Raw genomic sequence first — 26045 nt, 5'->3', positions numbered from 1 at the left:
ATTACCCCGGCGGCAATGCCTGCCCCATCATTGGAAGCGCTTTCATCAGTGTGTGATCGGCAAGGCCCACCCACCTTGCCAAGCGTGGCAAGGCTTGCAACTATGGCGCGCATAAAAGGAACCGGCTTTCAGGACAGAGTGATCGCAAGCGGTGGGTAAGCCAACTATTGACGATGTTGCGGCGTTGGCGGGGGTTGCGCGTACTACCGTTTCGCGTGTTCTAAACAACCAGCCGAACGTGCGGGACGAAGTGCGCAACAAGGTCATGCGGGCGGTCTCCATGCTGGGTTACCGGGTCAATCTTCAGGCCCGCAATCTGGCGGGGCGCAAGGGGCTGCGCATTGGTCTCATCCATGCGTCGGACTTCGATAGCGAACCCAATTCCTACTTCAGTTCCGCGCTTGAACTGGGCGCGACGCGGGCCTGCGCGCGTCTGGGCGCCCAACTGCTCGTGCATGTGGTGAATCAGAAGGACGCTGCGGCCGCTTCGGAAATCCTGGCCTCAGCCGCCAACGACCAGTGTGACGGCATCATCCTCACACCGCCTTTTGCCGATGATGGGGATCTTCTGCGTGCGCTGGCAGCACTGGGCTGCAACGTGATTTGCCTTGCCGCAGGTCCGGAGGCTGCGGAAATCGCCGGCACCGTTGGCATTGATGACAAGCAGGCAGGGTACGATATCGGCCGCCATCTCATAACCCTGGGACATCGTTCCTTCGGTTTTATCCGGGGGTTGCAGGGCCACATTTCCGCCGAGAGCCGGTTTGACGGCTTCCTTGCGGCATTAACGGAAGCCGGTCTGGATCCTGAACAGGTCCACGTGGAACGGGGTAACTTCACGTTTCGGTCCGGGCTCGAATGCACGCAACGGATTCTCGCCCAGCCAGGGCGGATCACCGCTCTGGTTTGCGCCAACGATGATATGGCGGCAGGCGCTCTGCTGGCTGCGCACAAGGCAGACCTGGCGATCCCGCAAGACCTGGCAATTGCCGGCTTTGACGATACCCCGGTTTCGGAAATCGTCTGGCCGCCGCTTACGACCATTCACCAGCCGTTGCGCCGGATGGGGGAGCGCGCGGTGGAGCGTCTCGTCGAAGCGGGCAACGAGCCCGCCCCGTCTCTTGATCGCGAAATCGTGGGGCATCGCCTGGTGGTCCGGGAATCCACGTCGCCAGATCAGGCCTGATCCCGGCCCAAACACCACGCTTGAATACGGGGAGGCTTGACGCCTCGATAACTCTTGGGCATTTGTTGGAAGCGCTTCCAATTTTGGCGCCGCGCTCTTTGAAGGCGCGAGGGAAAGAAAGCGGCAAGAACCGCGACAACGGAGGGGATGATGAGAGTGAGGATCTCGAAGGGCGCGCGCGCGGCATGCTGGCGCAAGGCGGAGTATCTGGGCGCGACAGCGGCCTCGGTCATTGCTCTTGCCGCGATGATGCCGCAGCAGGTTTCGGCTCAGGATGCCACGGGCGCAGCCAGCGATGCTGCCGGCAGTACCGCTAACGACACGATCGTCGTGACGGGGTACCGTTATTCCCTGGCCAATTCCATCAACCTCAAGAAGACCAACGACAGTATCGTCGAGGCGGTCTCGGCTGAGGAAATCGGCAAGCTGCCGGACGTCTCGATTGCGGAATCGATCGCTCGCCTGCCCGGCCTTGCCGCGCAGCGCGTAGGCGGACGTGCGCAGATCATCTCCGTCCGTGGTTTTTCGCCGGACTTCAGCACTGTTTTGCTGAACGGCAGGCAGCAGGCAAGCTCGGGCTACAACCGCGCGGTTGAGTTCGACCAATACCCCTCGGAGCTGATGAGCTCGGTCGTGGTCTACAAGTCGCCCGACGCGGACGTTTCGGGCATGGGGCTTTCCGGCACCGTCGATCTGCGCACGATCCGCCCCCTCGCCTATGGCAAGCGGACGATCGCGATGAGCGTTCGCGGCCAGTATGATGAGGACGGCGGCCGCAACGACGACATCTCGAAGTGGGGTGGCCGCGCGACGATCAGCTATATCGACCAGAACAAGGACGGCACGCTGGGCTGGGCGATCGGCTATGCCTACCTCAATTCATCGAGCCACGTCGATCACACCAAGAACTGGTTCTACGACAACTACGGCGGTAGCACTTATCTGCTTTCGGGGCAGGAAGTGCTGGCCAACGGCAGTCGCGACAAGCGCCATGGCGTGATGGCAACGCTGGAATGGGAGCCCAGCGACGCGATCCATTCGACGCTGGACCTCTATTATTCGCGCTTCAACCAGAAGACCGTCAGCCGCGGCGCGATGTGGTTTTCTGACCAGTGGGCCGATGACGGCACGTTCAGCGATACGCAGACGCAGACCATCGGTGGCAACGATTTCGGCGTGGCGGGCCATTTCGCCAATGCGGTGCCGATCCTGCGCAACGATTACAACACGCGCAAGGACGAACTGTTCGCCATCGGCTGGAATGGCGAATTCAAGATGGACGATCGCACCCGGTTCATCGCCGACCTCAGCTATTCGAGCAACAAACGCGACGAAACCTACATCGAGACCTACCAGGGTTATGGCGTCGGTCCCTATCAGACGCGAACCATGGACGAGTACGATTATACCGTACCGACCAACGACTTTCCGCAGTTCACCGGGTTCGGCCTCAATTATGCGGACGCCAGCCAAGTGACCCTGGGCGACCGCGCGCCCTGGGGCGGCTGGGGACATGATGGCCTGCTGAAGTCGCCGCACATCAAGGAAGACCTTTTCGCTGTCGACCTTGGGGTTTCGCACGATCTGGGCGGTTTTTTCAGCAAGTTGGACGTTGGGGTCAACTTCGCGCATCGCAAGAAGACCAAGACCGTCGACGAGGTCGACCTGTTCCTCAAGAACGATCGGGACCAGGTGCCCGTCGATTCGCAATACTTGCTGAATCCAACCGATCTCAGCTTCGCCGGCTCGTTGAGCACGCTGGCCTTCAACGTTCCGGCCGCGCTGTCCAGTTATTATGATCAGGTCATCCTTCAGGACGCGAACCACTACGACAAGTCGTGGGAGATCAAGGAGGACATCCTGACCGGCCGTGCCAAGCTGACGATCGATTCGGGCAGGCTCAAGGGCAACATCGGCGTTCAGATCGTCTATCAGGCGCAGGGATCGCAGGGTCTTCGGATCAATGGCCTAGTGTCGCCGATCACTATCGGTAGCGTCAATGTGTCCAAGAGCTATACCGATATTCTGCCAAGCCTGAACCTTACCTATGAGCTGGGTCGCGGCAGTCGGCTGCGGCTGGCTGCGGCGCAGGTCATGGCCCGGCCGCGCATGGACGATATGCGTGCGAACATGACGCCCAGCTTCAACAGTTCGATCTGTGCAGGAAGTCCGGGCTGTACGCCGGGCCAGGAAGTTCATCCCTGGTCGGCGACGGGCGGCAATCCCAACCTTGAGCCGTGGCGCGCGAAGGAACTCAATGTCGCTTACGAATGGTATGGCCCCGGCGCGACTTATGTGAGCGTCAACGGCTTCTACATGTGGCTGGACAATTACATCTATACCCAGGTGATCCCGGCCGATTTCTCCGGTTTCCCGCTTCCCGCCACGGCTTCGGCAATCCCGTCGAACGTGACGATCAGCTCCATCGGCGAACTGACGGCGCCAGCGAACGGACCCGGTGGCTGGGTGCGTGGCGTCGAAGTGGCGGGCGCGCTCGATCTTGGAAAGCTTGTTCCCCCGCTCGACGGGTTCGGTATGAGCGGCAGCGTTGCCTACAGCGGCTATTCGCTGAAGTCGGCGGCTGCAGAACAGGTCGGCGTCCTGCCGGGTTTCTCGGAATGGGTGTACAACATCACCGGCTATTACGAGAAAGGCGGCTTCCAGGCCCGGGCGAGCTATCGCTACCGCTCGTCGTTCAAGGGTGAAGTGGTCTCGCTGTGGACCAACCTCGGCTTCCCGGAAATTCTGGCCGACAAGCAGCTCGACGCGCAGATCGGCTATGCATTCAAACAGGGGGCGCTGGAGGGCCTGGGTGTGCAGTTGCAGGTCAATAACGTGCTCAATTCGCCCTACCGCACCAGCTACACCGTCAACGGCACCCGTATGCTGGAAACGTATGAGAAATATGGAAGGCAGTGGCTCCTTGGGGTCAATTACAGCTTCTGATCCCGCGTAAGCCCCCCGATCGCGCGGGGGGCGCGTCCTTGAATACCCCCCAGGCCGGTTTCGCTGCGACTCTCTCCTCCCGCCAGCGAAACCGGCCGACCTGGGACTTCCCCCCTCCCTGGATGGCGAAAGCCGGACATTCAGAAAATCGAGAGTTTCATGCTCATGGCCAGATCCCTCTTCCCGACACTGCCGCTGCTTGGGCTGGTGCTTGCATCATGCACGGCGGCCAGCACCATCGAACGGCCGGGGACGTGGACCGCGAACGAAGCCAGCGCGATCGCGGCCTGGCCTGAGCGGGCCAGCACGGATCAGCCCGACGCAGCCATCGAAAAGCGCATCGCCGCCATCGTCGCGTCGATGACGCTTGAACAGAAGATCGGGCAGATGACCCAGCCCGAAATCCGCTACATCACGCCCGATGAGGTGCGCCGCTACTACATCGGCTCCATTCTCAACGGCGGTGGCAGCTGGCCGGGCATGAACAAGCACGCCAGCGTTGCCGATTGGGCGCGTCTGTCGAAAAGCTTCGCCCAGGCGGCCCTGTCCACTGACATGAAAGACCGGGTGCCGCTGCTCTGGGGTACCGACGCGGTGCATGGCCACAACAACGTGGTGGGCGCCACGATCTTTCCGCACAACATCGGCCTTGGCGCCGCGCACGATCCGGACCTCGTGTTCCGCATTGGCCGGGCGACGGCGAAGGCCGTGCGCGCCACTGGGATAGACTGGGCCTTTGCGCCGACGCTGGCGGTCGTCCAGAGCCAGCGCTGGGGCCGGGCTTACGAAAGCTATTCGAGCGATCCGGCCGAAGTCGCGCGTGATGGGGCGGCCATGGTACGCGGGTTGCAGGGCACGCTGACCGGGGACGGCGACGTTCTGGCTACCGCTAAGCATTTCGTGGGGGATGGAGGCACTTTCCAGGGCGTCGATCAGGGCGATAATCACGCTTCGGCGCGTGACCTCGCTATGGTCCATGGCGCGGGCTATTACACTGCGCTCAATGCCGGTGTGGAAACCGTGATGGTTTCCTACAGTAGTTGGACCGAGGACGGCGCGGTTCCCTTTGGCAAGATGCATGGCGACAAGGCGCTGGTGACCGGCGTTCTGAAGCAGCGCCTTCATTTCGACGGGCTGGTCGTTTCCGATTGGAATGCGATCGAGCAAGTGCCGGGCTGCACTATCGATCACTGTCCTCAGGCGATCAACGCCGGGGTCGATATGGTCATGGTGCCGCAGGACTGGAAAGCCTTCATTGCCAACACTGTTGCGGACGTGCGCGCAGGGACGATTTCCATGGCCCGCATCGACGATGCCGTGAGCAGGATCCTGCGCGTCAAGTTCCGGGCTGGATTGTTCGACCGGCCGGCCTCGGCAAGCCGCTATCTTGGCGATGCCGCTGCCCTTGCCGACCGTCCGCTGGCGCAGGAGGCCGTGCGCAAAAGCGCTGTGCTGCTCAAGAACGATGCGGCAGCATTGCCGCTTGCACCTGGCAAACGCGTGCTGGTCGTGGGTGATGCTGCGGACAGCTTTTCCCAGCAGGCGGGCGGTTGGTCGATTACCTGGCAGGGTGATGAAAATACCAATGCGGACTTCACCACGGGCGAAACGCTGCTTACCGGTATCCGGCGCGTCTATGGCGCGCAGAACGTGGTCTATTCTCCAGACGGCGCCGCGATCGGCCAGGGACATTTTGACGCGGTGATCGCCGTGCTGGGAGAGGAGCCGCACGCGGAAATCAAGGGAGACGTGCGTTACCCCGCACTGCTCTCGCAATCGGTGCGTTACCCTGCGGACCGTGTGCTGCTGGACCGTGTTTCCGGCCACGGCATCCCGGTCGTGACTGTTCTCTACTCCGGCCGGACACTCTATGCGACCGACCTCATGAACCGTTCCGACGCTTTCGTCGCGGCGTTCCTGCCCGGCTCCGAAGCTGGCTCGCTGGCCGATCTGATGGCGGCGCGCGGCGGCGCGGACTTCACGGCCCGGCTGTCTTTTGCCTGGCCCAACACGCCGTGTCCGAGCGGTGGCGTCAAGCCCGACGAAGAGCTGTTTGCCAGAGGATTTGGCCTTTCATATGCCTCGACTTCCCCGCACACGGGAAAGCTGGCCGAAGCGCCCGCACTGGACCGCTGCCCCTGACGCGAGCAGGAGTGGGTTTGACGGGAGGGGAATGGACGATGAAGCAGATACGGCGGATTCTGATTGCCGGCGGCGGTTCTTCGGGCTGGATGGCGGCGGCGCTGCTTTCCCGCTTGTTCCAGGGGCTCTACGATATCGTTCTGGTCGAATCCGAACAGATCGGCACGATCGGCGTGGGTGAGGCGACGATCCCGGCGATCAAGAAGTATAACGAACTGCTCGGCCTTGATGAAAACGAGTTCATGGTCCGCACCCAGGCCAGCTTCAAGCTGGGCATCCAGTTCGTGGACTGGTGGAAGAAGGGCGAAAGCTACATCCACGGCTTTGGCGTGATCGGGCAGGATCTGGAATGGTTGCGCTGCCATCACTATTGGCTCAAAGCGCGCGCGCTGGGCCGGACCGGCGACTTCGCCGACTATTCGATCAACACTGCCGCTGCGCTTGCCAACAAGTTCATGCGGGCCCGGCAGGACATGGGCGACAGTCCGCTGAGCCAAATCGCTCATGCCTTCCACTTCGACGCCGCGCTCTTCGCCCGCTTCCTGTCCGCCTATGCGCAGGAGCGGGGCGTGCGCCGCCGGGAAGGGCAGATCGTCGATGTCACGCTGCGAGCGGAAGACGGCTTCATCGATAGCGTGACGATGGAGGATGGCGAACAGATCGCAGCCGACCTTTTCATTGATTGCTCCGGTTTTCGCGGGTTGCTGATTGCCGAAGCACTCAAGGTTGGTTTCCAGGACTGGTCGCACTGGCTCCCTTGCGATCGCGCGCTGGCGGTACCTTGCGAACGCTCCGGGAATTTCACACCCTACACCCGCTCGACCGCGCATGGCGCGGGCTGGCAATGGCGCATCCCGTTGCAGCACCGCACCGGCAACGGCCACGTCTATTCCAGCCGCCACATGGACGATGACGAGGCAGAGCGCATCCTTCTGAGCAACCTTGATGGCCGGCAATTGGCAGACCCGCTCAAGGTCCGCTTCAAGGCGGGCAAGCGTGACAAGCTGTGGCACAAGAACTGCGTGGCCGTGGGTCTTGCCGGCGGCTTTCTCGAACCGCTGGAATCGACCAGTCTGCATCTGGTGCAGTCCGGCCTTATCCGCATGATCCGTCTGCTTCCCGACGCCGGTTTCGATCAGGCGACAATCGACGAGTTCAACCGCCAGACCGACTTCGAATACGAACGCATCCGCGACTTCATCATCCTGCACTACAAGGCCACCGAGCGCGACGACACGCCGTTCTGGCAGTATTGCCGCGACATGGAAGTGCCCGAAACGCTGCGCCGCAAGATTGACTTGTGGATGGCCAACGGCCGAATTTTTCGCGAGGATGAAGAGCTTTTTGCGGAGGAAAGCTGGATTCAGGTCTTCCTCGGGCAAGGCTATATCCCGCGTGGTTACGATCCGCTGGTCGATATCAAGAGCGACGCGCAGGTCATCCAGTTCCTGGGCAACATCGCGGCGGTCGTCGGCAAATGTGTGACGGTGATGCCCACGCACGCCGACTATGTCGCCAAAGTCTGCCCGGCCGGTCTTGTGGCAGCTTAGACCCATGTTCTGTGCCTTTAGACCCATGCTCGCCGCGACGCTGGCTCTTACGGCCGTGACAGCCTGTGCGACACCACAAGGCAGCCCGTCTCGGGCGGTTTCGGTATGGGCTAGCAGCGCTGACGCCAGCCGCAAGCTCGCGCATGAGGATGACTTGCGGCTGCGCCCGGCATCAGGCGCGGTCGACGGTGTGACCGTGACGGTCGAACCGGACAAGCGCGAACAGGTCATGGTTGGCTTCGGTGCCGCGATGACCGATGCTTCGGCGCAGCTTCTGGAAACCGCGCTGCCCAAGGCCGAACGCGATCGTCTGATCTCCGAACTGTTCGGCCGCGACGGGTTGGCGCTGAGCTTTGTGCGTGTCCCCATCGGCGCCTCGGACTTTTCGAGGGAACACTATAGTCTGGACGACATGCCGTCTGGCCGGACCGACCCCGGCCTGGCGCATTTTTCCATGGCAAAGCCGATGCAGGCGCAGATCCCGGTGCTCAAGGCGGCCAAGGCAGTGAACCCGAACCTTGCGCTGATGGCAACGCCGTGGAGCGCGCCGGCCTGGATGAAGGACACGGACAGCCTGATTAGGGGGCACTTGCGTCCCGAAGTCTACCCGGCCTTTGCCGCCTATTTTACCCGATACCTTGATGCGATGGCGGCGCAGGGGGTGCCGGTGCGCTGGATCTCCGTCCAGAACGAGCCCCATTTCGAGCCGGACAACTATCCCGGCATGCGCTTTGATCCTGCCGATCGAGCGCGGTTCATCGGCGAGTTCCTGGGGCCGCAACTGGCCCGGCGCAAGACGCCTGTCGGCATTCTCGACTGGGATCATAACTGGGATCAGCCGGAAAGCCCGCTCGCCGTGCTGTCTGATCCGCGCGCGCGGCGCTACGTCAGCGGGATTGCATGGCATTGCTATGCCGGCGATCCTTCTGCGATGGCGGCGGTTCACGCGGCCTATCCCGGAAAGGATGTGTTCTTCACCGAATGTTCGGGCGGCGAATGGGCGCCGCACTGGGGTGAAACACTGGGCTGGATGATCGACAATCTCGTCATTGCCGCAAGCCGCAGCGGCTCGCGCGGCACGCTGTTGTGGAACCTGGCGCTCGACGAGAACCATGGCCCGCACCTTGGCGGATGCGGCGATTGCCGGGGAGTGGTGACGATCGACCGCAAGAGCGGCGCGATCACTCGCAATGTCGAATATTATGTGCTTGCCCATGCCAGCCACTTCCTCCGTCCGGGGGCTCGCCGCATCGCCAGCAGCCAGACCGATACGATAGCCGATGTGGCGTTCCGCAATCCCGACGGCACCCTGATCCTGCTCGTCCACAACCGGAGCGGCAAACCGGCTGGGCTGACCGTCCGCGAGGGCGGGCGCGAATTTCATGCTGTTCTGCCTGTGGGAGAGGTCGTGACCTACACGTGGCAGCAAGCCGGAAAGAACAACCGATGACGCGCCTTCGCCAACTGGGTATTACCGGCGCCTTCATTTCCGTCACCACGCTGTTCTTCGCCTGGGGGTTCATCACTTCGAACAACGACCCCTTGATCGTTGCGCTGCGCGCTGTGTTCCAGCTCAACTACACGGAAGCCCTGCTCACGCAGTTTGTCTTCTTCCTGGCCTATGGCATGTTTTCACTGCCAGCGGCCTCGCTTGGACAACGGCTCGGCACGGTGGGCGCTATCGTGATGTCGCTCTGCACGATGATCGCCGGGTGCCTGCTCGTCCGGTCCAGCGTGCATTTCAACGACTATGTTCTGATCCTGGCATCTCTGTTCGTGCTCGCTGCGGGCATCACCGCCTTGCAGGTGGCGGCGAACCCGCTGGCGGCGGCACTGGGCCCGGCCGAGACGAGTCATTTCCGCCTGAGCTTCGCGCAAACCTTCAACTCGCTCGGTGTGGTCGTCGGTGTGCAGTATGGTTCCCGGCTCATGCTTGGGGACGCCGTGCTCAAGGCAGGTGGCGGGAAAATCCATAGTGCTGCGCAGCGCACCGAGGCACTGTCGGCCGTCAGCCATGCTTTCACGATCATGGCGATGCTGCTCGGATTGCTCGCGCTGTTCGTCCTGTCCCAGCGCAAAAGGATTACCGTAGCGGCAAACCAGTCGCCCCCCGCACAACAAGCGTCGGCGCTGGCTGCCCTGCGATCGCGCTGGGCCGTCGCGGGTGCGGCAGCAATCGGGCTCTACGTCGGCGCGGAAGTCTCGATTGGCAGCATCATGATCAACTTTCTCCACCAGCGGCACATCTTTGACCTGCCGCTGGAATCCGCGGGGAACTATCTTGCGACCTTCTACTGGGGCGGAGCATTGGCGGGCCGTATCGCGGGCAGCTTTCTGCTCACGCGTATCGCGGCGCCCCGGTTGCTGGGCTGCTGTGCGCTGATAGCGATCTTTCTGTGTCTCGTGGTCTTCGGTTCCAGCGGGACGCTGGCGGGCAGCGCTGCGTTGTCGATCGGTTTGTTCAATTCGATAATGTTTCCGACGATCTTCACCATCACGCTCGAACGGTCGGGCGCGTCACAGTCCTCGACCTCCGGCCTGCTCTGCCTGGCGATCGTCGGTGGTGCGTTGCTCCCCCTGCTGGTTGGAGCGATCGCGGACACCCTGAGCCTGTCGGTCGCGTTCGCGGTTCCCGCCATTGCTTACGGCTTCATCTTCCTGTTCGCGCTGGGCGCCGAGCGCAAGGCCCCGCTGTCACCAGCGCAAGGACTGACTTTGGCCTGAGGCAGCGGGCAAGGCTGGTTCTGTCGGCCGGCAGTCGGGGGCGAGCGGGACGGCAGCCTCCTGCAACGCCTGCCCGATTACCTGCTTCCAGATCGCATACCCCGCCCGTTTCATATGCAAGTGGTCGCTGATGAACATCGCCGGATCGGGCGTGCCACTGCGCAGCATGGGGGTCGCCACGTCGATATAGACGAGATCGCTGCGGGTTTTTGCCAGATTGCCGACCAAGGCATTGAACGCGCGCTGAACCTCGATTTCCTTCCAGCGCGATGGCGAGGGTTTGACGGAAACGAAGAACACCGGCGTATCACCCAGCAAGGCGCTCTTGCGATCAAGGAACGCCTTGAAATCTGCGAGCACCTGAGCCGGAGAGTGCCCTGCATCCAGATCGTTTTCCCCGGCATAGAATACGATCCTGCTGGGCCGATATGGTGTCACGATCCGGTTGAAATACCGGTTTACATCAGGGATCGTCGCGCCGCCGAAGCCGCGTTTGATCAGCGGCATGTGCATGTCTTCGTTGATTTCGAACCAGAAGCGGATGCTGGAACTGCCAACGAAAAGGGTGCTGCAGGGCGGCTTTGGAACGGATTCGTCTTCCATCGCGAAGAGATTCATTTCGCCATCGAAGGCGCCTCCGTTTTCGGCAGCAGCGCCAGCCACCGGCGACGCGGCAAGCACTGCCGCAGCGGCCAGGATCCCCGCCATTTTCCCCACGGCTTTCCGGTATCTGGTTTCCGTTCGTCCCGGCACAGCTCTTCCCATCTCCAGCACGCATTGATCAGTGTCAGGTCCTAGGTCGTTGCCCCCTTTCACGCCACGCCTTTCGTATTTTTCATACTCTGTTCGCTTTCGCCCAAGACGGTGCGGCAGCGGTGCGGGAATGAGAGCAAGCAGAGACCAGAGATAAAATTGCGAGGGGGGATCCACCAATGAAGACCAGCTCAACTATTTCGACCGCGTCCGCGCTGCTTGCCGGCGCTGCGGTCCTGGCGTTCGCCGCACCGGCGCTCGCGCAGACTAGCCCGGACGGCGACGGCAAGAGCACCGAGGCAGACGGTCCGTCCGCCGACAGCCAGTATCAGGGTGAAATCGTCGTGACCGCGCAAGGGCGCAAGCAATCCCTGCAAGACGTTCCCATCGCCGTGACGGTTACCAGTGGTGAAGCGCTGGCGCGGGCCAATATCGGTGACCTGACCAGCCTGGGCAATCATGTCGCCGGTGTGAAACTCGCAGGCGCGCCGGCGGCGGACATCCTCACGATCCGTGGTGTCGGTTCAGGCATCAATCCCGGCTTCGAGCAGGCGGTCGGCACATTCGTCGACGGTGTCTATCGCGGCCGTGCGCGGTCGATGCGGGCATCGCTGTTCGACATCGATCGGGTCGAAATCCTCAAAGGCCCGCAAACCACCTTCTTCGGCAACAACACCATCGGCGGCGCGTTCAACATCACCACACGCAAGCCGGGCCATGATTTCGCGGTGAATGCGTCGGCCCTCTATGGCAACTTCGGTCAGTATGCCGTGGAAGCGGGAGTGGATGTGCCTCTGACCTCGACGCTGAGCGGGCGTGTTTCCGGCCGCGCCTATGGCATGAACGGCTATATCAAGAACAGTTTTACCGGCAACGACGGTCCGCACCAGCGGGACTGGATCGGGCGTGTTTCGCTTGTCTGGGAGCCGGGCGACAGCTTCAAATCCGAATTCAGATTCGATCGCGCGCGCATGCGCGACAGCGAGGACAATCTGGAAGAGCTGATGTATTGCCCGCCGGTCGTGGGTGTTCTCGGTGGGCTGTGCGCACGCTATCTGGCCCAGAATGGCGGCCCTGTGGACGACAAGCTGAACGCCGAGACATCCACTTATCCCGGTTCGCTTGATTACGATATGTCCGAAGCGGTGTGGACCAACAGCTACGACTTCGGCGCAGCCACGCTGTCCAGCAAGAGCGCCTATTTCCATCACAACGTCCAGTTGCGGGGCAATCTCTTCCCCGTCCCGGTGGAGGTGATCCCGGGGAAGCCGGCGGCGCTGCCCTATTACCTGCCCGAAAGATATACGAACTACAGCGAGGAAATCCGGCTGACCTCGGCTTCCGGCACGCCTTTCACATATGTGCTGGGCGCGTACTATTCGCACGGTGAGTTGCACACAAAGCTCTATGACGGGTTCTATTTCGCCCCTCTGGGGGCCGCCGTGGCGCCGCTTTACAGTGCGACCGATCCGGTGGGGATTCACGGCACGTTCGACCAGAAAGACGATGTCCTGTCATTCTTCGCTTCAGCCACTTACAATCTCACCGATAGGCTGCGCATCAACATGGGTCTTCGCTATTCGATCGTCAAGAAGACTGCGCATCGTTTCAACGAAACGGGTAGTTCCGGTCCGGGCGCTTATCTGGGGCCGGACAACTTTATCGCGGGCAGCCCGGCCCAGCAGGCTGCGTTGAACGCTGTTCTTGCGGCGGACCCGGCGGATTTTGCAAATCCGAAGCGGACCGACCGGAAACTGATGCCTACGGTAAGCGTGCAGTATGATGTCGCGCCCGGGGCGATGGTCTATGCTTCTTATACCAAGGGCTTCAAGGCCGGCGGTTTCGCCGACAGCTTCATTCCCAATGCCTTCGGCCCGGAAAACGTCGACTCCTACGAAGTGGGGTTGAAAGGCCAGTTCTTCGATCGTCGCCTGACGTTTAACGTGGACCTGTTCTGGAGCGACTATTCCGATCTTCAGGAATCCACCAATGTCGTGCTGACCAGCGGTGCGGTGCTGCAGTCCATCCAGAACGCGGCCCAGGCGCGCAGTCGGGGCGTGGAACTCAATACGCAGTTCAGGTTGAGCGACGCCGTGCGGTTCCATGCCGACGTGTCCTACATCGACGCCTACTACACGCGCTTTCCCGATGGTCCGTGCACGCTTGCGCAGACGCTGGTCAACAAGTCGTGCGTGCAGGACCTGTCCGGCAAGAAGCGTCCTTACGCACCGGACTGGAGCGGTTCGGCCGGAATCGACATCTCGCTGCCAGTGGGCCCAAACGTGCTCACCTTCGATCCGAGCGTCAGCTTCAGCAGCAGCTTTGTCGAGCAGGCGAGCAACGACCCGCTGTTCATGCAGGATGGCTATGCCAAGCTGGATGCGCGGCTGGGGTATGGAGATGCCGATGGGCGCTGGGAACTCGCGGTTATCGGCAAGAACCTGACCGACAAGATCACGTCTGCCGTGCGCAATAATGTCGGGACGTCCCCCGGGACTATCTGGGCATTGCCGGAAATGGGACGGTCGGTCGCGGTGCAGGCGTCGATTAAGTTCTGACTTTGGCCGTTCTGATTGAGTTGCCGTCAGCCGGGCCACGGCTGACGGCTTCAGTCTGAATCCACGACAGGGCCCTGCGCCATCCCAGCGTCGGACCTTCGCTGTTCGTATTTCCACGGGAAATCTCGCCTGGAGAGGGTCAGTGATGACCTGCTCGTTTCCCGAGCCAAAGTCGGCTTGTCGGCTTTGGCAGGATTCGACATTCCGGCCTTGGCATTGTACAAGTGCATAAAATAAATTGCAGGGGCGAGGATGGAAGTTTTCTCTACGCGGGAAGTTAGCCCATCGCGGCGGCTCGCTGAATGGAACAACCGGGTTTGCGAGCGCCTAACCGCTGTCGACATCGATGCGCCTCGGGATTTTGTGGGGACCATGCGCAGCTGTCAGATTGGACATGCTTCTGTCGCAACGATCAAGGGGCAGTCCACAGTCGTTCAGACGTCGCGTGATGGCTTTCGCCGGAGCCGCGCTGTGTCTCGCATCGGGCTCTCGATACAGGAAGCCAGCACGGCCCGCTTCAGTTTCGGCGCAAGAGAGCAGTTGGTGGGGCGGCAGGAATTTGTCCTGCTGGATCTCAGTTCCCCTTACAGGGCGGAAACCGGCGAAGACGGCAAGGCCGTTACTGTAATCTATTTGCCAAGTAGCGAAGTCCTTGCGCAATGCCCCAATGCCATGGATCGGGTAGGGGCCAAGGGCACGGTTCGAACGGGCGTAGGCGCGTTGCTGCATTCCTTTGCCCGCACGTGTCTTACCCACCATCAGGGCGGAAACGAACTGACCCTGGGCGAAATGCTGGCCAATCTGGTGCTGCTGGTGCTTGACGATCTGTCGCAGGATGTACGGCAGGTGCATACTCGTGATCGCGTGCGCGAGGAAGCGATCCGGCTGATCGATCAGACGCTCTGCGATCCCGATTTGAGTACGCAATTCATCGCCGACCGGCTGGGCGTTACGCCACGGTATATACAAATGGTCTTTGCCGACATCACTAAATCCCCATCCTCGTATATCCGGATGCGCCGTCTGGACCGCGCGAAAGAAGCCGTCTTGAAGTCCGACGGGCGCAAGATCAGCGACATTGCCTTCGATGTGGGCTTCAGCGATCTGAGTCAGTTCAATCGCTCGTTCAAGGCGCGCTTTGGCACTACGCCTTCGCGCTTGGGCCGCTTCGCGTCCTGAACAGTTCCGATCGCCGGGGTTCGTTATGATCCAAGTATTTCGCAATCACCGAAGGTAGCATTTTTGCTCTACCGGAAGCGGAGCAAGGTGCGAGATGACAGGGAAATGTGAGCGGACTGGGCTTGTCCGTCGAAAGACGGCTGGTTTTGCGGTTGCACTGGCAGTGCTTGGCGCCACGTCGTCCGGTGTTTCCGCCCGGCAGGATGGCTCCGTTGTCGCCACGCCGGCGGTGCGGGCGGATCAAGCCGGCAACAGCAATCATTATCGCTGGATCACGCTCGGGACGATGGGAGGGCCGAGACTTTCTCTCGACAGGGCACAGCCGGCCAATCTGTTGCTGAATGGCACGCAGGCTCATCTCATCGATGCGGGCGATGGTGCCGCGACCGAAGCGTTCGCGGCCGGCGCACAATTCCAGATGCTGCGCAGCATCTGGATAAGCCACATTCATTTTGATCACATCGGCGGTTTGTCCGCGGTGCTGGGGCTTCGGCTGCAAGTGCGAACGATGACGCCCCTGACAATTTTCGGCCCACCCGGCATCAAGGGCATCGTGGATGATCTCATCGCCGCGATGCGGCCGAGTGCGGAACTAGGCTATGGAGTCCCGGGCGAGGTTCCCCTTGATCCTGCAGCCGGCATCAAGGTTGTCGAGGTCAACGACGGTTCTGTCGTGAATTTCGACGGATTTACCGTAAAAGTTGCCAGGAACTGCCACTGCAGCTTTCCGCCTGGCAGTGCGGGCGACTTGAAGTTCCGCTCTCTTTCCTTCCGTTTCGACCTGCCCGGCAGGTCGATCGTCTATACCGGTGACACAGGCCCGTGCGACAGCGTGGAGAGATTGGCGCAGGGGGCCGACCTGTTGGTCACCGAACTCATAGACATTGAGGATACGGTCAACAAAATGCGCCTGTGGTATCCCGATATACCGGCAAGCGAGCTGGACAAGATGGAGGAGCATCTGCGGACGCATCATCTGACAACGGCCGAGATCGGCCGGATGGCAGCGAGTGCGCATGTCGGTGAAGTCGTGGCTACTCACATTGCTGGTGGCGGAAACGCCAAGGCCATAGCGGACGGCGGTTATGTTGCGGAAATTCATCGCTTCTACAACGGGCCGGTAACCGTTGCGAAAGATGGAGAGGCATTTTGAAGTCTTGCGCCAGTCGGTCAGCCTTTGCTGGCGAGCGCGGTTCGCGCGGCCATCAGCCGTCGCCCTGATCCAGTCGCTCACCAGGAAATCGGGTCCATCGAAAGGGCGGCGTGCGGCCGCACGCTGTAACCAGAAGCGTCGGCGATCGATATTGCAGGCAATTCTGCGCACGGCGCTCATTCAGGTATACAGCTCCTATTCTGAGCATCGCAGGCACTGTGCCCCTCCATCTTGCACATAGTGAGAACTGCAGGTCCAAGGCGGGTTTCCGTCAATTGACGCCGAGTGCGGCCTCCTCATAGCCATTCCCCATCAGCCTTCATTCGCCGGATCCTTTGCGGGACGGCATCGGCATGGGGAGCAGGAAAGAGATGATGCATGCAGCGCGCGTTCACCAGGCAGGTGGGCGTTTCCAGGTCGATACGCTGGCCCGTCCGAAACCACGCGAAAACGATGTCGTGGTGGCCGTCAAGGCAGCGGGTGTCGTTCCCAATCTGCGCAATGTGATGAGCAATTATGGCGAACGGGCCTATCTGACGGTTCCCGAACTCCCGGCGATTTACGGTCTCGATGCCGCCGGCATTGTCGAGGACGTCGGGGAGATGGTTTCCGGTATCGTGCCGGGCGACCGGGTTTATATCAATCCGGGCCGGTCGTGCGGATCATGCCATGCCTGCCGCTCGGGCGATGCGATCAATTGCCCTGCCTACACGTTTCAGGGCTACTTCGGGTTCGGCCCGGCATCGCAGCGGATCTACAAGCTTTATCCCTATGGCGGCTTCTCGCAATACGCGACCGCGCCTGCCAGCGGGCTGGTGAAACTGCCGGAGCAGGTGAGTTTCGAGGCGGCTGCCCGCTTCGGCTATCTCGGCACGGCCTATTCCGGGTTGCGCAAGGCGGGCGTGGGGCCCGGCCGTACCGTGCTCGTTAATGGCGCCAGCGGCACGCTCGGCCTGGGGGCAGTGCTGCTCGCCCGCGCGATGGGGGCCACGTCCATTCTCGGCGTGGCGCGGAACCGTGAATTGCTCGAACGGGTCCGCGCGATCGATCCGGCCCGCATTCATGTCCTGTCCGCGGGCGATGAGCCGGTCGGTGAATGGGCCCACCGCCTTACGGGCGGTGTGGGTGTCGATGCCGTGCTCGATACGCTGGGGCCGGGCGCGCCGGGACAGGCGATGCTCGATGCCATTACTGCGCTTCGCCGTGGCGGGCGGCTGGTCGATGTCGGCGGCATGAACGCGCCGATGCAGCTTAACATGCATGCGCTCATGTGCGCGCAGGTCAGCCTGATCGGCTCACTGTGGTTCACGGTCGCCGAGGGCGAGGAGATGGCGGCGATGGCGGCTGCAGGCACGCTCGATCTTTCCGTGCTTGAGCATCACCGCTTTCCGCTCGGTGAAGTGAATGAAGCTCTTGCCCTGGCCGAGAAGCGGGCAGGCGGCTTCGTCAATGTGGTTGTGATGCCTTCGGGCCAAGGAGAATGACATGGTAAGGCGGATTGTAACGGGCGAGAAGAACGGGCGCTCCTACGTGGTTTCGGACGGGCCGGTGGCGAATACGCACGATTTCGTCTCCATGCCCGGCTTTCGCACGACGCTGGCGTGGATGACGCACGACGTGCCGCAGCTGCCTTATGATGGCACTGGCACCGATCCCGTCGCCGAGATCACCTCGATGCTGCCGGGGCCGAACGGTTCGTGCCTGATCGTCGTCAGCTTTCCGCCCGACAGCGTGATGACTTCTCCTGACTTCGATGGTGCTGCGGCCGCGGCCGAGCAGGCGCAGTTCCTGCCCGGTCTTGCCGATTCGTTCGATCCGGACGGGTCGGGCATGCACATCACTGCGACCGTCGACTACGACATCATCATCGAGGGCGAGCTGTGGCTGGAACTGGATGACGGCGAAATCCGTCACTTGAAGGCCGGCGACGTGGTGATCCAGAACGGCACTCGCCATGCCTGGCGCAACCGTACCGACAAGCCGACGACGATGATCTCGGTGATGGTTGGCGGGGAGCGCCGATAGCGATGGCACCGGCCGACCTTCATTATCTGGGCCTGTCGGAACTGTCGGCCCTGCTTGCCGCGCGGACGGTTTCGGCCGTGGAGGTGATGGAGCACACTCTGACCCGGATCGAGCGTCTGGATGGCAGGCTGCATGCCTTCGCGTGGCTCGATCCGGAAGCGGCGCTGCATCAGGCCCGCCTGGCCGACCAGCGGTTTGCCAGGGGAGAAGGGCGGGCGCTGGAAGGGGTGCCGGTCGCGGTCAAGGATATGTTCGATACCGCCGATATGCCCACGGCCGCCGGCATGGCCATCCATCGCGGCGTCAGGCCGGACCACGACGCCACCGTTGTGCGCCGCCTGCGCGAAGCGGGCGCGATCAATATCGGCAAGACGCAGATGACCGAAGGCGCTTTTGCCCTGCACCATCCCAGCATTACCCCTCCGCTCAATCCGTGGGGGGCAGACTTGTGGCCGGGCGCGTCATCGAGTGGTTCGGGCGTGGCGGTGGCTGCCGGTCTGGCCTATGCCTCGCTCGGTTCGGATACCGGCGGTTCGATCCGGTTTCCCAGCGCCGCCAACGGGCTGACGGGATTGAAGCCCAGCTGGGGGCGGGTGAGCCGGTATGGCGCCTTCGAACTGGCAGCGAGCCTCGATCACATCGGTCCGATCGCGCGCAGCGCACGCGACGTTGCGCTGATCCAGTCCCTGATCGCGGGCCACGATCCCTCCGATCCGACCAGCTGGCCGGGCGAAGCCGACTTCGCCTGCTCTGTTGAAGATATCGCGGGATTGCGCATTGGCATGGATCCGCGCTGGAACAGCGAGGGTTGTGATGATGCCGTCATTCGCGCGGTAAACGGTGCGGCAGAGACACTGCGGGCCCTCGGTGCCGAGGTCTGCGAGATCGATCTGCCCGATCTGAGCGCGGCATCGCGGCACTGGGAATTGCTTGCCGGAACCGAAGCAGCGGTAGCGCACGAGAGGACTTATCCCGCGCGGGCTGCCGAATATGGTCCGGCCCTGAGCCGCCTGCTCGATATCGGGCGTTCGACCTCGGCCATGGATCACCAGCGCGCCTTGCTCGACCGGATGGCGCTGACAGGCGCGCTCGATAGCGTTCTGGCCGGGATCGACTGCCTGTTGATGCCGGTGCAGCCCTATGCCGCCCCGACACTGGAGCGGCTGGGCGAACTGGCGGCCGATCCTGAAGCGAATGCCCGGCTCATCGCCTTTACCGCACCTTTCAATCTGGGCGGGCAACCCGCGCTCTGCTTGCCTGCCCAGCCGGCGGACGGCGGGGCGCCGGTCGGTGTGCAGCTGGTGGCCGCGCGAGGGCGGGAGGCTTTGCTGCTGGGCGCCGGTATCGCTTTCCAGCGGGTGACGGGCTGGCACCGGGCCCATCCGCAAATGTGAGGCGAAGCGGCGGGTGAAATGCCTTGCGGCCCCGCCGCCGCTGGCTGAATGTCAGGCCAGATCCTGAAGGGTCTGGAAACACTGGTTGTGATAGATCAGCGGGCGGGCTTCCGCCCGGTTCCAGACTGACTGGACGTCGCCCACGACGATGGCATGGGTGCCGACGATCTGCATGGAATGGACGGTGCAGCGGATCGCCGCCATCGCGCTGGCCAGGCGGGGAGGATGATCATCTTCGCAGATCCACCCGGCGTCCGCGAACTTGTTTTCCCCGGCCAGTCCCGTCCGGCCAGCGAAGATTTCCGCAAGGCCGCGTGCTTCGGTGTCCAGCAGGTTCACGCAGAATTCGTCCGTCGCGGCCAGTGCGGTGAATGTTGATCCCGCCCGGTTGATGCCCACGAGCAGCCGTGGCGGCGTCATCGACAGCGAGCAGACGGCAGTGGCGGTGAGGCCGGCGGCGTCGCTTCCGCTGCCGGCAGTGATGATGTTCACGGCTCCGGCAAGGGAGCGCATGCTGAGCTTGAATTCGTCGATCACGGGTTTCTCCCCTGGTTCTTGCGGGCCTCTTTTCGAGGCTCATTCCTACGATGTGAGATTCTCGGGACGAAATCCGCTCACGGCAGGGAGTATCCCGATCCGGCAAGCCCGGCCGGGCGTTGACGAGGGAGGCAAAAACAGGGTTACTGCTGGGAAACCGCTCAGCCGCTCTGCCCAGCCCCCGGCGAGGTCATGCCGATGTTTGAGGTACAACAGGCCTATCATGTAAGTCTGCCGCCACCGCTTGCCGGTGCTGCAAACCGCCATTTCGTTTCCACCGAACGCGATGAGGTGCGCAGCTACGTTGGCCGCATGTATTGCGAGCATTCGCTGGACCTGGTGAACGCACGGGGCAAGCTCGACACGCGGATTGCCGAAATGCGCTGCGGCGGCGTTTCGTTGACCGAGATGAGCTATGGCGCCGACGTGATGATCGATGCCGGGCGGCTGGAGAACTTCTATCTCATTCAGATTCCTGTCGCGGGTAAATCAGGCCTGACGCTTGGCGGCGTTCAGGGCGAATACAAGCCGGGCCGGGGGTCCGTGCAGGATCCGTTGATTCCCCTGGAAATGTTCTGGAGCGGCGATTGCCGCAAGATCGTATTGCGGTTCGAACGCGCCATTTTCGAGCGCTTTGCCGAAGCCCATATCGGGCGACCTCTCGCTGGTCCTTTGCAGCTTGCCTCCTGGTTCGATCTGACTTCGCCGCTTGGCGAAATGCTGGTCCAGCAGGTCCGCTCCATGATCGGCATATTGCCGCAGGCGTCCGGCAGCAGCCCGGACGGAGCCTATCCGCTGCTGGAGCGCCATTTCGAAAACACGGCCATGGCGGCACTGCTGTTTCTCCAGCCGCACAACCTGACTGCGGAACTTACGCGCGGAGTCTCTGCCAGCGATCCGGTGCCGGTCCGGCGCGTGCGCGAATTCCTTCAGGCCCATGCGCATGAGCCGATCGACATGACGCGTCTGGCGGAAGTCGCCGGAATACCCTTGCGGACTTTGCACCATCAGTTCCGGCAGGCCCTTGGCCTGTCGCCGATGCAGTTGCTGCGCGACATCCGGCTGGACCTGGTGCGCAAGGAACTGCAGGTGCCGAACGATCTGACCAGTGTCACCGATGTCGCCATGAACTGGGGATTCGAACATCTCGGCCGCTTCGCGCTCGCCTATCGCAAGCGGTTCGGGGAGACTCCGCGCGAAACTCTGCGCCGTCATCGTTAGAAAACGGGCGCTGGAACCGTCGCACCTTGCCGAGAATGGATGGTGCTTGCGGTGATCGGATTGTGACGGAAATCTGACTCCATATCCTGCCCCTATTCGCAAGAAAGCGAGGGGGGAAATGGCAAGCATCGCAATTATCGGCGCCGGTCAGGCTGGTCTTCATCTCGGTATCGGCCTGTTGATGGGCGGTCACGACGTGACGTTGGTGTCCAACCGCACGGGGGCCGAAATCGGCGCAGGCTTCGTGACGTCGAGCCAGTCCATGTACGGCATGGCGCTCGGGTTCGAGCGCGAACTGGGCATCGACTACTGGCAGGACACCGCTCCGCAGTACTGCGCCGCGCAGATGCGGCTGGCGGACAGCGACGGCAATGTCGGCCTGTTCTGGCAGGGCGATATGGACGAGCCCGGCCAGTCGGTCGACCAGCGCATCAAGATGCCGCGCTGGATGGACCGCTTCGAGGAGCTCGGCGGCACTCTCCTGATCGAGGATGCGGGCATCGAGACGCTCGAACGGCTGGCTGCCGCGCACGACCTGCTGGTTGTCGCCTCGGGCAAGGGAGAGATCGGCCGCCTGTTCGAGCGCAACCCGGCGCGTTCGCCCTTTTCCCAGCCGCAGCGCATGCTGGCGCTGACTTATGCCCATCGGTTCAGCCCGCGTCCCGGCAACCCGGCGATCTGCATCAACATCAATCCCGGTATCGGCGAATTCGTCTCCTTTCCCGGGCTTACGCTCGACGGCCCGTGCGAGATTTTCACGATCGAGGCGGTTCCCGGCGGGCCGATGGATGTCTGGGGTGATGTCACCACGCCGGCCGAGCACCTGAAGCTGAGTGAGGAACTTCTTCGCGCCTACTTCCCGATCGAAGCCGAGCGGATCGAAGGCCATCTGGAACTGACCGACGAGAAGGCCGTGCTGCGCGGGCGGATCACGCCGACGGTGCGCCATCCCATTGCCGCGCTGCCCAGCGGGAAGCTGGCATTCGGCATTGCGGATACGGTCTGCGTCAACGACCCGATCACGGGGCAGGGCTCCAACAACGCGGCGAAGTGCGCCAAAGTCTATCTCGACGCGATCCTGGCCCATGACGGTCCCTTCGACGCGGCGTGGATGAACGCGACGTTCGAGACTTACTGGGACTATGCGCGGTACGTCGTAGACTACACCAACATGACGCTGACACCGCCGCCGCCGCATATGCTGCGCATTCTCAAGGCGGCCGAGGGCAATCGCGAGATCGCCCAGCTCATGGCCAACAGCTTCAACGATCCCAAGGCCATTTCGCCCTGGTACTACGATCCCGCCGAGGCGGAGGCCTTCCTGCTGACACACGCGGCGGCGGCCTGAACCAGTCTGTTTCACGGGAAGCGGACGGCCGCTTCCCGATCCGGCGGCCCGGACAGCGGGCGCCCCAATATCATTGCACCCGGGGAGTATGTTCAATGCATTCAATCAAGGATTCGCGCGTGCGCCGAACGCGCAAGCTCTTTGCCAGCCTCGTTTCGCTTACGGCGCTGGCGCATGGCGGCCTCGCCTGTGCCCAGGAAGCCCAGTCGGCTGACGAGGCCGATTCCGCCTTTGACGGCACGATCACGGTCACGGCCCGTAAGCGGGTCGAAACCCTGCAGGAAACGCCGATTGCCATCACCGCCTTTTCCGAGCGCTCGATGGAAGCGCGCGGCATCCGCAGCACCGAGGGGCTGGCCGACCTGACGCCGAACCTGACGCTGCAGAACAATCCCTCCTATTCGGGCGCCAGCAACAGCGCCTCGATCTATATCCGCGGTATCGGCCAGCAGGATTTCGTCCCGACCGTCGAGCCGGGCGTGGGTGTCTATGTCGACGGCGTCTATGTGGCGCGTTCGGTGGGCGCCATCCTCGATCTTGTCGACATGGAGCGGATCGAGGTCCTGCGCGGTCCGCAGGGCACGCTGTTCGGCCGCAACACGATCGGCGGCGCGATCTCGGTAACCAGCAAGGCGCCGGACTTCACGCAGGTTTCCGCCAGCGGGTCGGCCACTTACGGCACGGACAATCTCGCGGTCTTCAAGGGCACGGCCAACCTACCGTTTTCCGATTCCTTCGCGGTCCGCATGTCGGTTTCCTACACCGGGCAGGACGGTTACGTGAAACGTGTCAGCGACGGGCAGATGCTGGGCAACCAGAACCACTTCGCCGGCCGGATCGCGGCACGGATCAAGCCTTCGAGCGCATGGACGATCGACCTTTCCGCCGACGGCACCACCGCGCGCGAGAATGGTCCGGCGATGAGCCTCATTGGTATCAACTATGGCAAGACCACCGATCCCGCGACGCCGCCGATGGCCGATATCTGGAATATCATCGCCAATGTGCAGGCAGGTGGCGGGCCGGTGCCCTGCGCCACCGCGGCCGCTCCGCTGAACCTTGCCGTGGCGGGCTGTTACGACAACCGTTACGTGCTGGGCCGCGATACCAATGCGGGCACGGCGCCGTCCTATTCCAATTCGGATATCTGGGGCGTGGCGATGACCCACACGGTGGAGGTCAGTCCGTCGCTGACGGTGAAAAGCATCACTGCCTATCGCCGGATGAAGGGGGACTTTGCGCGCGATGGCGACGACAGCCCGGCCGCAATCGCCCAGTTCTACGATCACATCGAACAGAAGCAATTCAGCCAGGAATTGCAACTGCTCGGCAAGGCGTTCGACGACCGGCTCGACTGGATTCTGGGGGCCTACTATTTCCGGGAAAGCGGCGTCGACAACAACGAGCTGACGTTCACCATCTCGAATTTCCTGTCGGGCGGCTACTTCAAGAACGAAAGCCTGGCGGTTTTCGGGCAGGGCACGTTCAAGCTGACCGATACGCTGAAGCTGACGGCCGGCCTGCGTTACACACGCGACACCAAGTGGTTCCATCCGGACCAGTACATTATCGAGAATCTCGCCTCGTTCCTGGGGGCGCCGTTCAATTCGCCGATTTTCGATCCGGGCACCCGGATCCTGCCCGATGTCACCGCAAAGGTCCGTTTCAGTGAGCCGACGCCGATGGTGAACCTGGCCTGGCAGGCCAGTCCGTCGCTGATGACCTATGTCACCTGGTCGCGGGGCTTCAAGTCGGGCGGTTTCAGCCAGCGGGTGTTCCCGCCGATCATTCCGGGCGTGACCACGGACATCACCGATCCTGTCGCTGCCATTCCCAGCTTCGCCCCGGAAAAGGTCGATGTCTACAAGGCGGTGTGAAGTTCCAGACCCCCGATCGCCTGCTGACGCTGAATGCAGCGGCGTATTATACCGATTACAAGGACATGCAGGTGCAAGTCTTCACCAGCGTGGCCCCGGTATTCCGCAATGCGGGCAGTGCCTCGATCAAGGGTTTCGAGCTTGAGGGACAGCTTCGCCCGGCCCATGGGCTGCTGATCGAGGGAACCCTTGGCCTGATTTCTGCGCACTACAAGCAGATCGATCAGGCCACGACCTACATCAATCCCGACAATATGTTCGAGCGCGTGTCGAAGTGGACGGCTTCGGCGGGAGCGACTTATGAGTGGGAGCTGCCGGGCGGATCGGTTCTGCGCCCGCATGTCGACTGGTCCTATCGCAGCAAGTTCTACAACAACACGTTCAACACGCCGGAAATCGCGCAGAACGGCTATTCGCTGTTCAACGCCAGTCTGGGGTGGAGCAGCGCGGACGAGAAATTCGGGCTGAGCGGTAACATCAAGAACATCGGGGACAAGCGCTACCTGCTTTCCGGTATTCTGGTCGATGCGCTGCAGGCTTTCGAGGGCGTGTACAATCGTGGCCGCGAATGGTCGGTGACGGCCTCGGTCAAGTTCTGAGAAACACGAAAGTTTACCCTCACCTGACGAGGCTGTCCCATCGGGGCAGCCTCCTTTTTTGAAGATTGGCCTGTCCCGGCGCATGGCGGGACGAAGCCGGAGATCCCGCAGCGGACTCGCATAATGTGAGAGGCGGATTTTGCCCCTGCACGCGCCGCTGATTATGCCAGGATCGCAATGATCGCCGCACTGGCGGCTCCCTTTTTCACGCTTCGAGGCGAGAGGCACATGTCTGAAAACCTGATCGACATTTTCTATGCGCGCCATGCCGGCCATGAAGACAAGGTGGCCTTGTTCTGGCGTGGCGAGCCGGTTTGCACTTTTGGCGAATTGCCCGCCATCGTCGGCCGCTACCGTGCGGCGCTAGAGCAGCTGGGCGTGAAACGCGGCGACCGGGTGATGGTGAAGACCGAAAACTCACCTGCATTCGTCTTCACTTATCTAGCCGTGCTGGCTTCGGGTGCGATCTTCGTGCCGATGAATGCCGCTTATACCGCCGCTGAAGTGGCGTTGCTGATCGAGGACGCCGAACCGGCCCTGCTGGTCCATGCCGCCGCGACGGCCGTCCCCGGCGAAGCCGAGGCACCGGTCGCGCGCGTCACGCTGGAAGGTGACGGCAGCGGCTCGCTGCCGGATCTGGCGGCGAGCCTCGCCCCCGATCTAACGGTCGAACCAGTGAGTTCGAGTGATCTTGCCGCGATCCTGTTCACTTCCGGCACGACGGGGCGGCCCAAAGGGGCGATGCTGACGCATGGCAACTTGTCCAGCAATGTCGCGGCGCTCTTCGATACCTGGCAGTTCTCGGACGCCGACACGATCCTGCATACGCTGCCGCTGTTCCACGCGCATGGGC

The 26045-nt window shown here is 62.3% G+C and carries 17 protein-coding genes and 1 pseudogene; 16 read left to right on the top strand and 2 right to left on the bottom strand.

All coding sequences use genetic code 11. The annotated features are described in order from the left end of the window. The first annotated feature begins 151 nt into the window (after nucleotides 1-151). The 6 genes from NN5_RS13460 to gluP all read left to right on the top strand — a co-directional run bounded on the left by NN5_RS13460 (nucleotide 152) and on the right by gluP (nucleotide 10548). Complete coding sequence (locus tag NN5_RS13460) at nucleotides 152-1186, top strand: LacI family DNA-binding transcriptional regulator (RefSeq protein ID WP_067734617.1); 1035 nt, start codon at nucleotides 152-154, stop codon at nucleotides 1184-1186. Between the two features lie 156 nt (nucleotides 1187-1342). Next, complete coding sequence (locus NN5_RS13455) at nucleotides 1343-4132, top strand: TonB-dependent receptor (protein WP_217998653.1); 2790 nt, start codon at nucleotides 1343-1345, stop codon at nucleotides 4130-4132. 165 nt (nucleotides 4133-4297) lie between these two features. Beyond that, nucleotides 4298-6274 carry a glycoside hydrolase family 3 protein gene (locus NN5_RS13450; protein ID WP_217998651.1) on the top strand — a complete coding sequence of 659 codons (1977 nt, stop codon included), beginning with the start codon at nucleotides 4298-4300 and terminating at the stop codon, nucleotides 6272-6274. Between the two features lie 38 nt (nucleotides 6275-6312). Continuing rightward, nucleotides 6313-7824 (top strand): tryptophan halogenase family protein, encoded by a 1512-nt coding sequence (locus NN5_RS13445; protein WP_067734615.1) that lies wholly within the window; start codon nucleotides 6313-6315, stop codon nucleotides 7822-7824. A 25-nt stretch (nucleotides 7825-7849) separates the two neighbouring features. Beyond that, nucleotides 7850-9274 carry a glycoside hydrolase family 30 protein gene (locus NN5_RS13440; RefSeq protein ID WP_067734614.1) on the top strand — a complete coding sequence of 475 codons (1425 nt, stop codon included), beginning with the start codon at nucleotides 7850-7852 and terminating at the stop codon, nucleotides 9272-9274. Continuing rightward, on the top strand, nucleotides 9271-10548 hold the full coding sequence (gluP, locus tag NN5_RS13435; RefSeq protein ID WP_067734613.1) for a glucose/galactose MFS transporter: 1278 nt from the start codon (nucleotides 9271-9273) through the stop codon (nucleotides 10546-10548). The genes NN5_RS13440 and gluP overlap by 4 nt, the downstream gene beginning before the upstream one ends. Here the strand turns inward: gluP and NN5_RS13430 are convergent. Next, nucleotides 10519-11313 (bottom strand): GDSL-type esterase/lipase family protein, encoded by a 795-nt coding sequence (locus NN5_RS13430; protein WP_084384922.1) that lies wholly within the window; start codon nucleotides 11311-11313, stop codon nucleotides 10519-10521. The genes gluP and NN5_RS13430 overlap by 30 nt on opposite strands. Before the next feature lie 167 nt (nucleotides 11314-11480). Between NN5_RS13430 and NN5_RS13425 the strand changes: the two genes are divergently transcribed. From NN5_RS13425 to NN5_RS13400, 6 genes are all read left to right on the top strand, one after another. Next, nucleotides 11481-13859, top strand: a complete 2379-nt coding sequence (locus tag NN5_RS13425; RefSeq protein ID WP_067734611.1) for a TonB-dependent receptor — start codon at nucleotides 11481-11483, stop codon at nucleotides 13857-13859. A 252-nt stretch (nucleotides 13860-14111) separates the two neighbouring features. After that, nucleotides 14112-15038: a helix-turn-helix domain-containing protein gene (locus NN5_RS13420; RefSeq protein ID WP_084384921.1), complete on the top strand. Its 927-nt coding sequence runs from the start codon at nucleotides 14112-14114 to the stop codon at nucleotides 15036-15038. Nucleotides 15039-15201: 163 nt separating this feature from the next. After that, a complete protein-coding gene (locus NN5_RS13415) occupies nucleotides 15202-16191 on the top strand; it encodes an MBL fold metallo-hydrolase (protein WP_067734609.1) in 990 nt (329 codons plus the stop codon). A gap of 374 nt (nucleotides 16192-16565) precedes the next feature. Further along, entirely contained in the window at nucleotides 16566-17675 is a 1110-nt protein-coding gene (locus tag NN5_RS13410) for an alcohol dehydrogenase catalytic domain-containing protein (protein ID WP_067734638.1), read from the top strand. Nucleotide 17676: 1 nt separating this feature from the next. Then, the gene (locus NN5_RS13405; protein ID WP_067734608.1) at nucleotides 17677-18216 is read left to right on the top strand and encodes a cupin domain-containing protein; all 540 of its coding nucleotides are present in this window, start codon (nucleotides 17677-17679) and stop codon (nucleotides 18214-18216) included. 2 nt (nucleotides 18217-18218) lie between these two features. Continuing rightward, nucleotides 18219-19610: an amidase gene (locus tag NN5_RS13400; RefSeq protein WP_067734607.1), complete on the top strand. Its 1392-nt coding sequence runs from the start codon at nucleotides 18219-18221 to the stop codon at nucleotides 19608-19610. A gap of 51 nt (nucleotides 19611-19661) precedes the next feature. Here NN5_RS13400 and NN5_RS13395 read toward each other — a convergent pair whose 3' ends face one another. Further along, entirely contained in the window at nucleotides 19662-20147 is a 486-nt protein-coding gene (locus NN5_RS13395; protein ID WP_157081135.1) for a flavin reductase family protein, read from the bottom strand. A gap of 192 nt (nucleotides 20148-20339) precedes the next feature. On the opposite strand from NN5_RS13395, the gene NN5_RS13390 reads away from it, so the two are divergent. The 4 genes and pseudogenes from NN5_RS13390 to NN5_RS13375 all read left to right on the top strand — a co-directional run. Next, complete coding sequence (locus tag NN5_RS13390) at nucleotides 20340-21368, top strand: AraC family transcriptional regulator (RefSeq protein WP_067734606.1); 1029 nt, start codon at nucleotides 20340-20342, stop codon at nucleotides 21366-21368. Nucleotides 21369-21486: 118 nt separating this feature from the next. Then, nucleotides 21487-22716 carry a styrene monooxygenase/indole monooxygenase family protein gene (locus tag NN5_RS13385; RefSeq protein ID WP_174523897.1) on the top strand — a complete coding sequence of 410 codons (1230 nt, stop codon included), beginning with the start codon at nucleotides 21487-21489 and terminating at the stop codon, nucleotides 22714-22716. Between the two features lie 95 nt (nucleotides 22717-22811). Further along, nucleotides 22812-25192 (top strand): annotated as a pseudogene (locus NN5_RS13380) (TonB-dependent receptor). Between the two features lie 228 nt (nucleotides 25193-25420). After that, the coding region (locus tag NN5_RS13375; protein ID WP_169800989.1) for an AMP-binding protein at nucleotides 25421-26045 on the top strand (625 nt) is incomplete at its 3' end.

Source organism: Novosphingobium naphthalenivorans NBRC 102051 (assembly GCF_001590985.1).
Classification (GTDB): domain Bacteria; phylum Pseudomonadota; class Alphaproteobacteria; order Sphingomonadales; family Sphingomonadaceae; genus Novosphingobium; species Novosphingobium naphthalenivorans.
The sequence above is the reverse complement of the archived record's forward strand: the minus strand, read 5'-3'. Positions and strand labels throughout refer to the sequence as shown.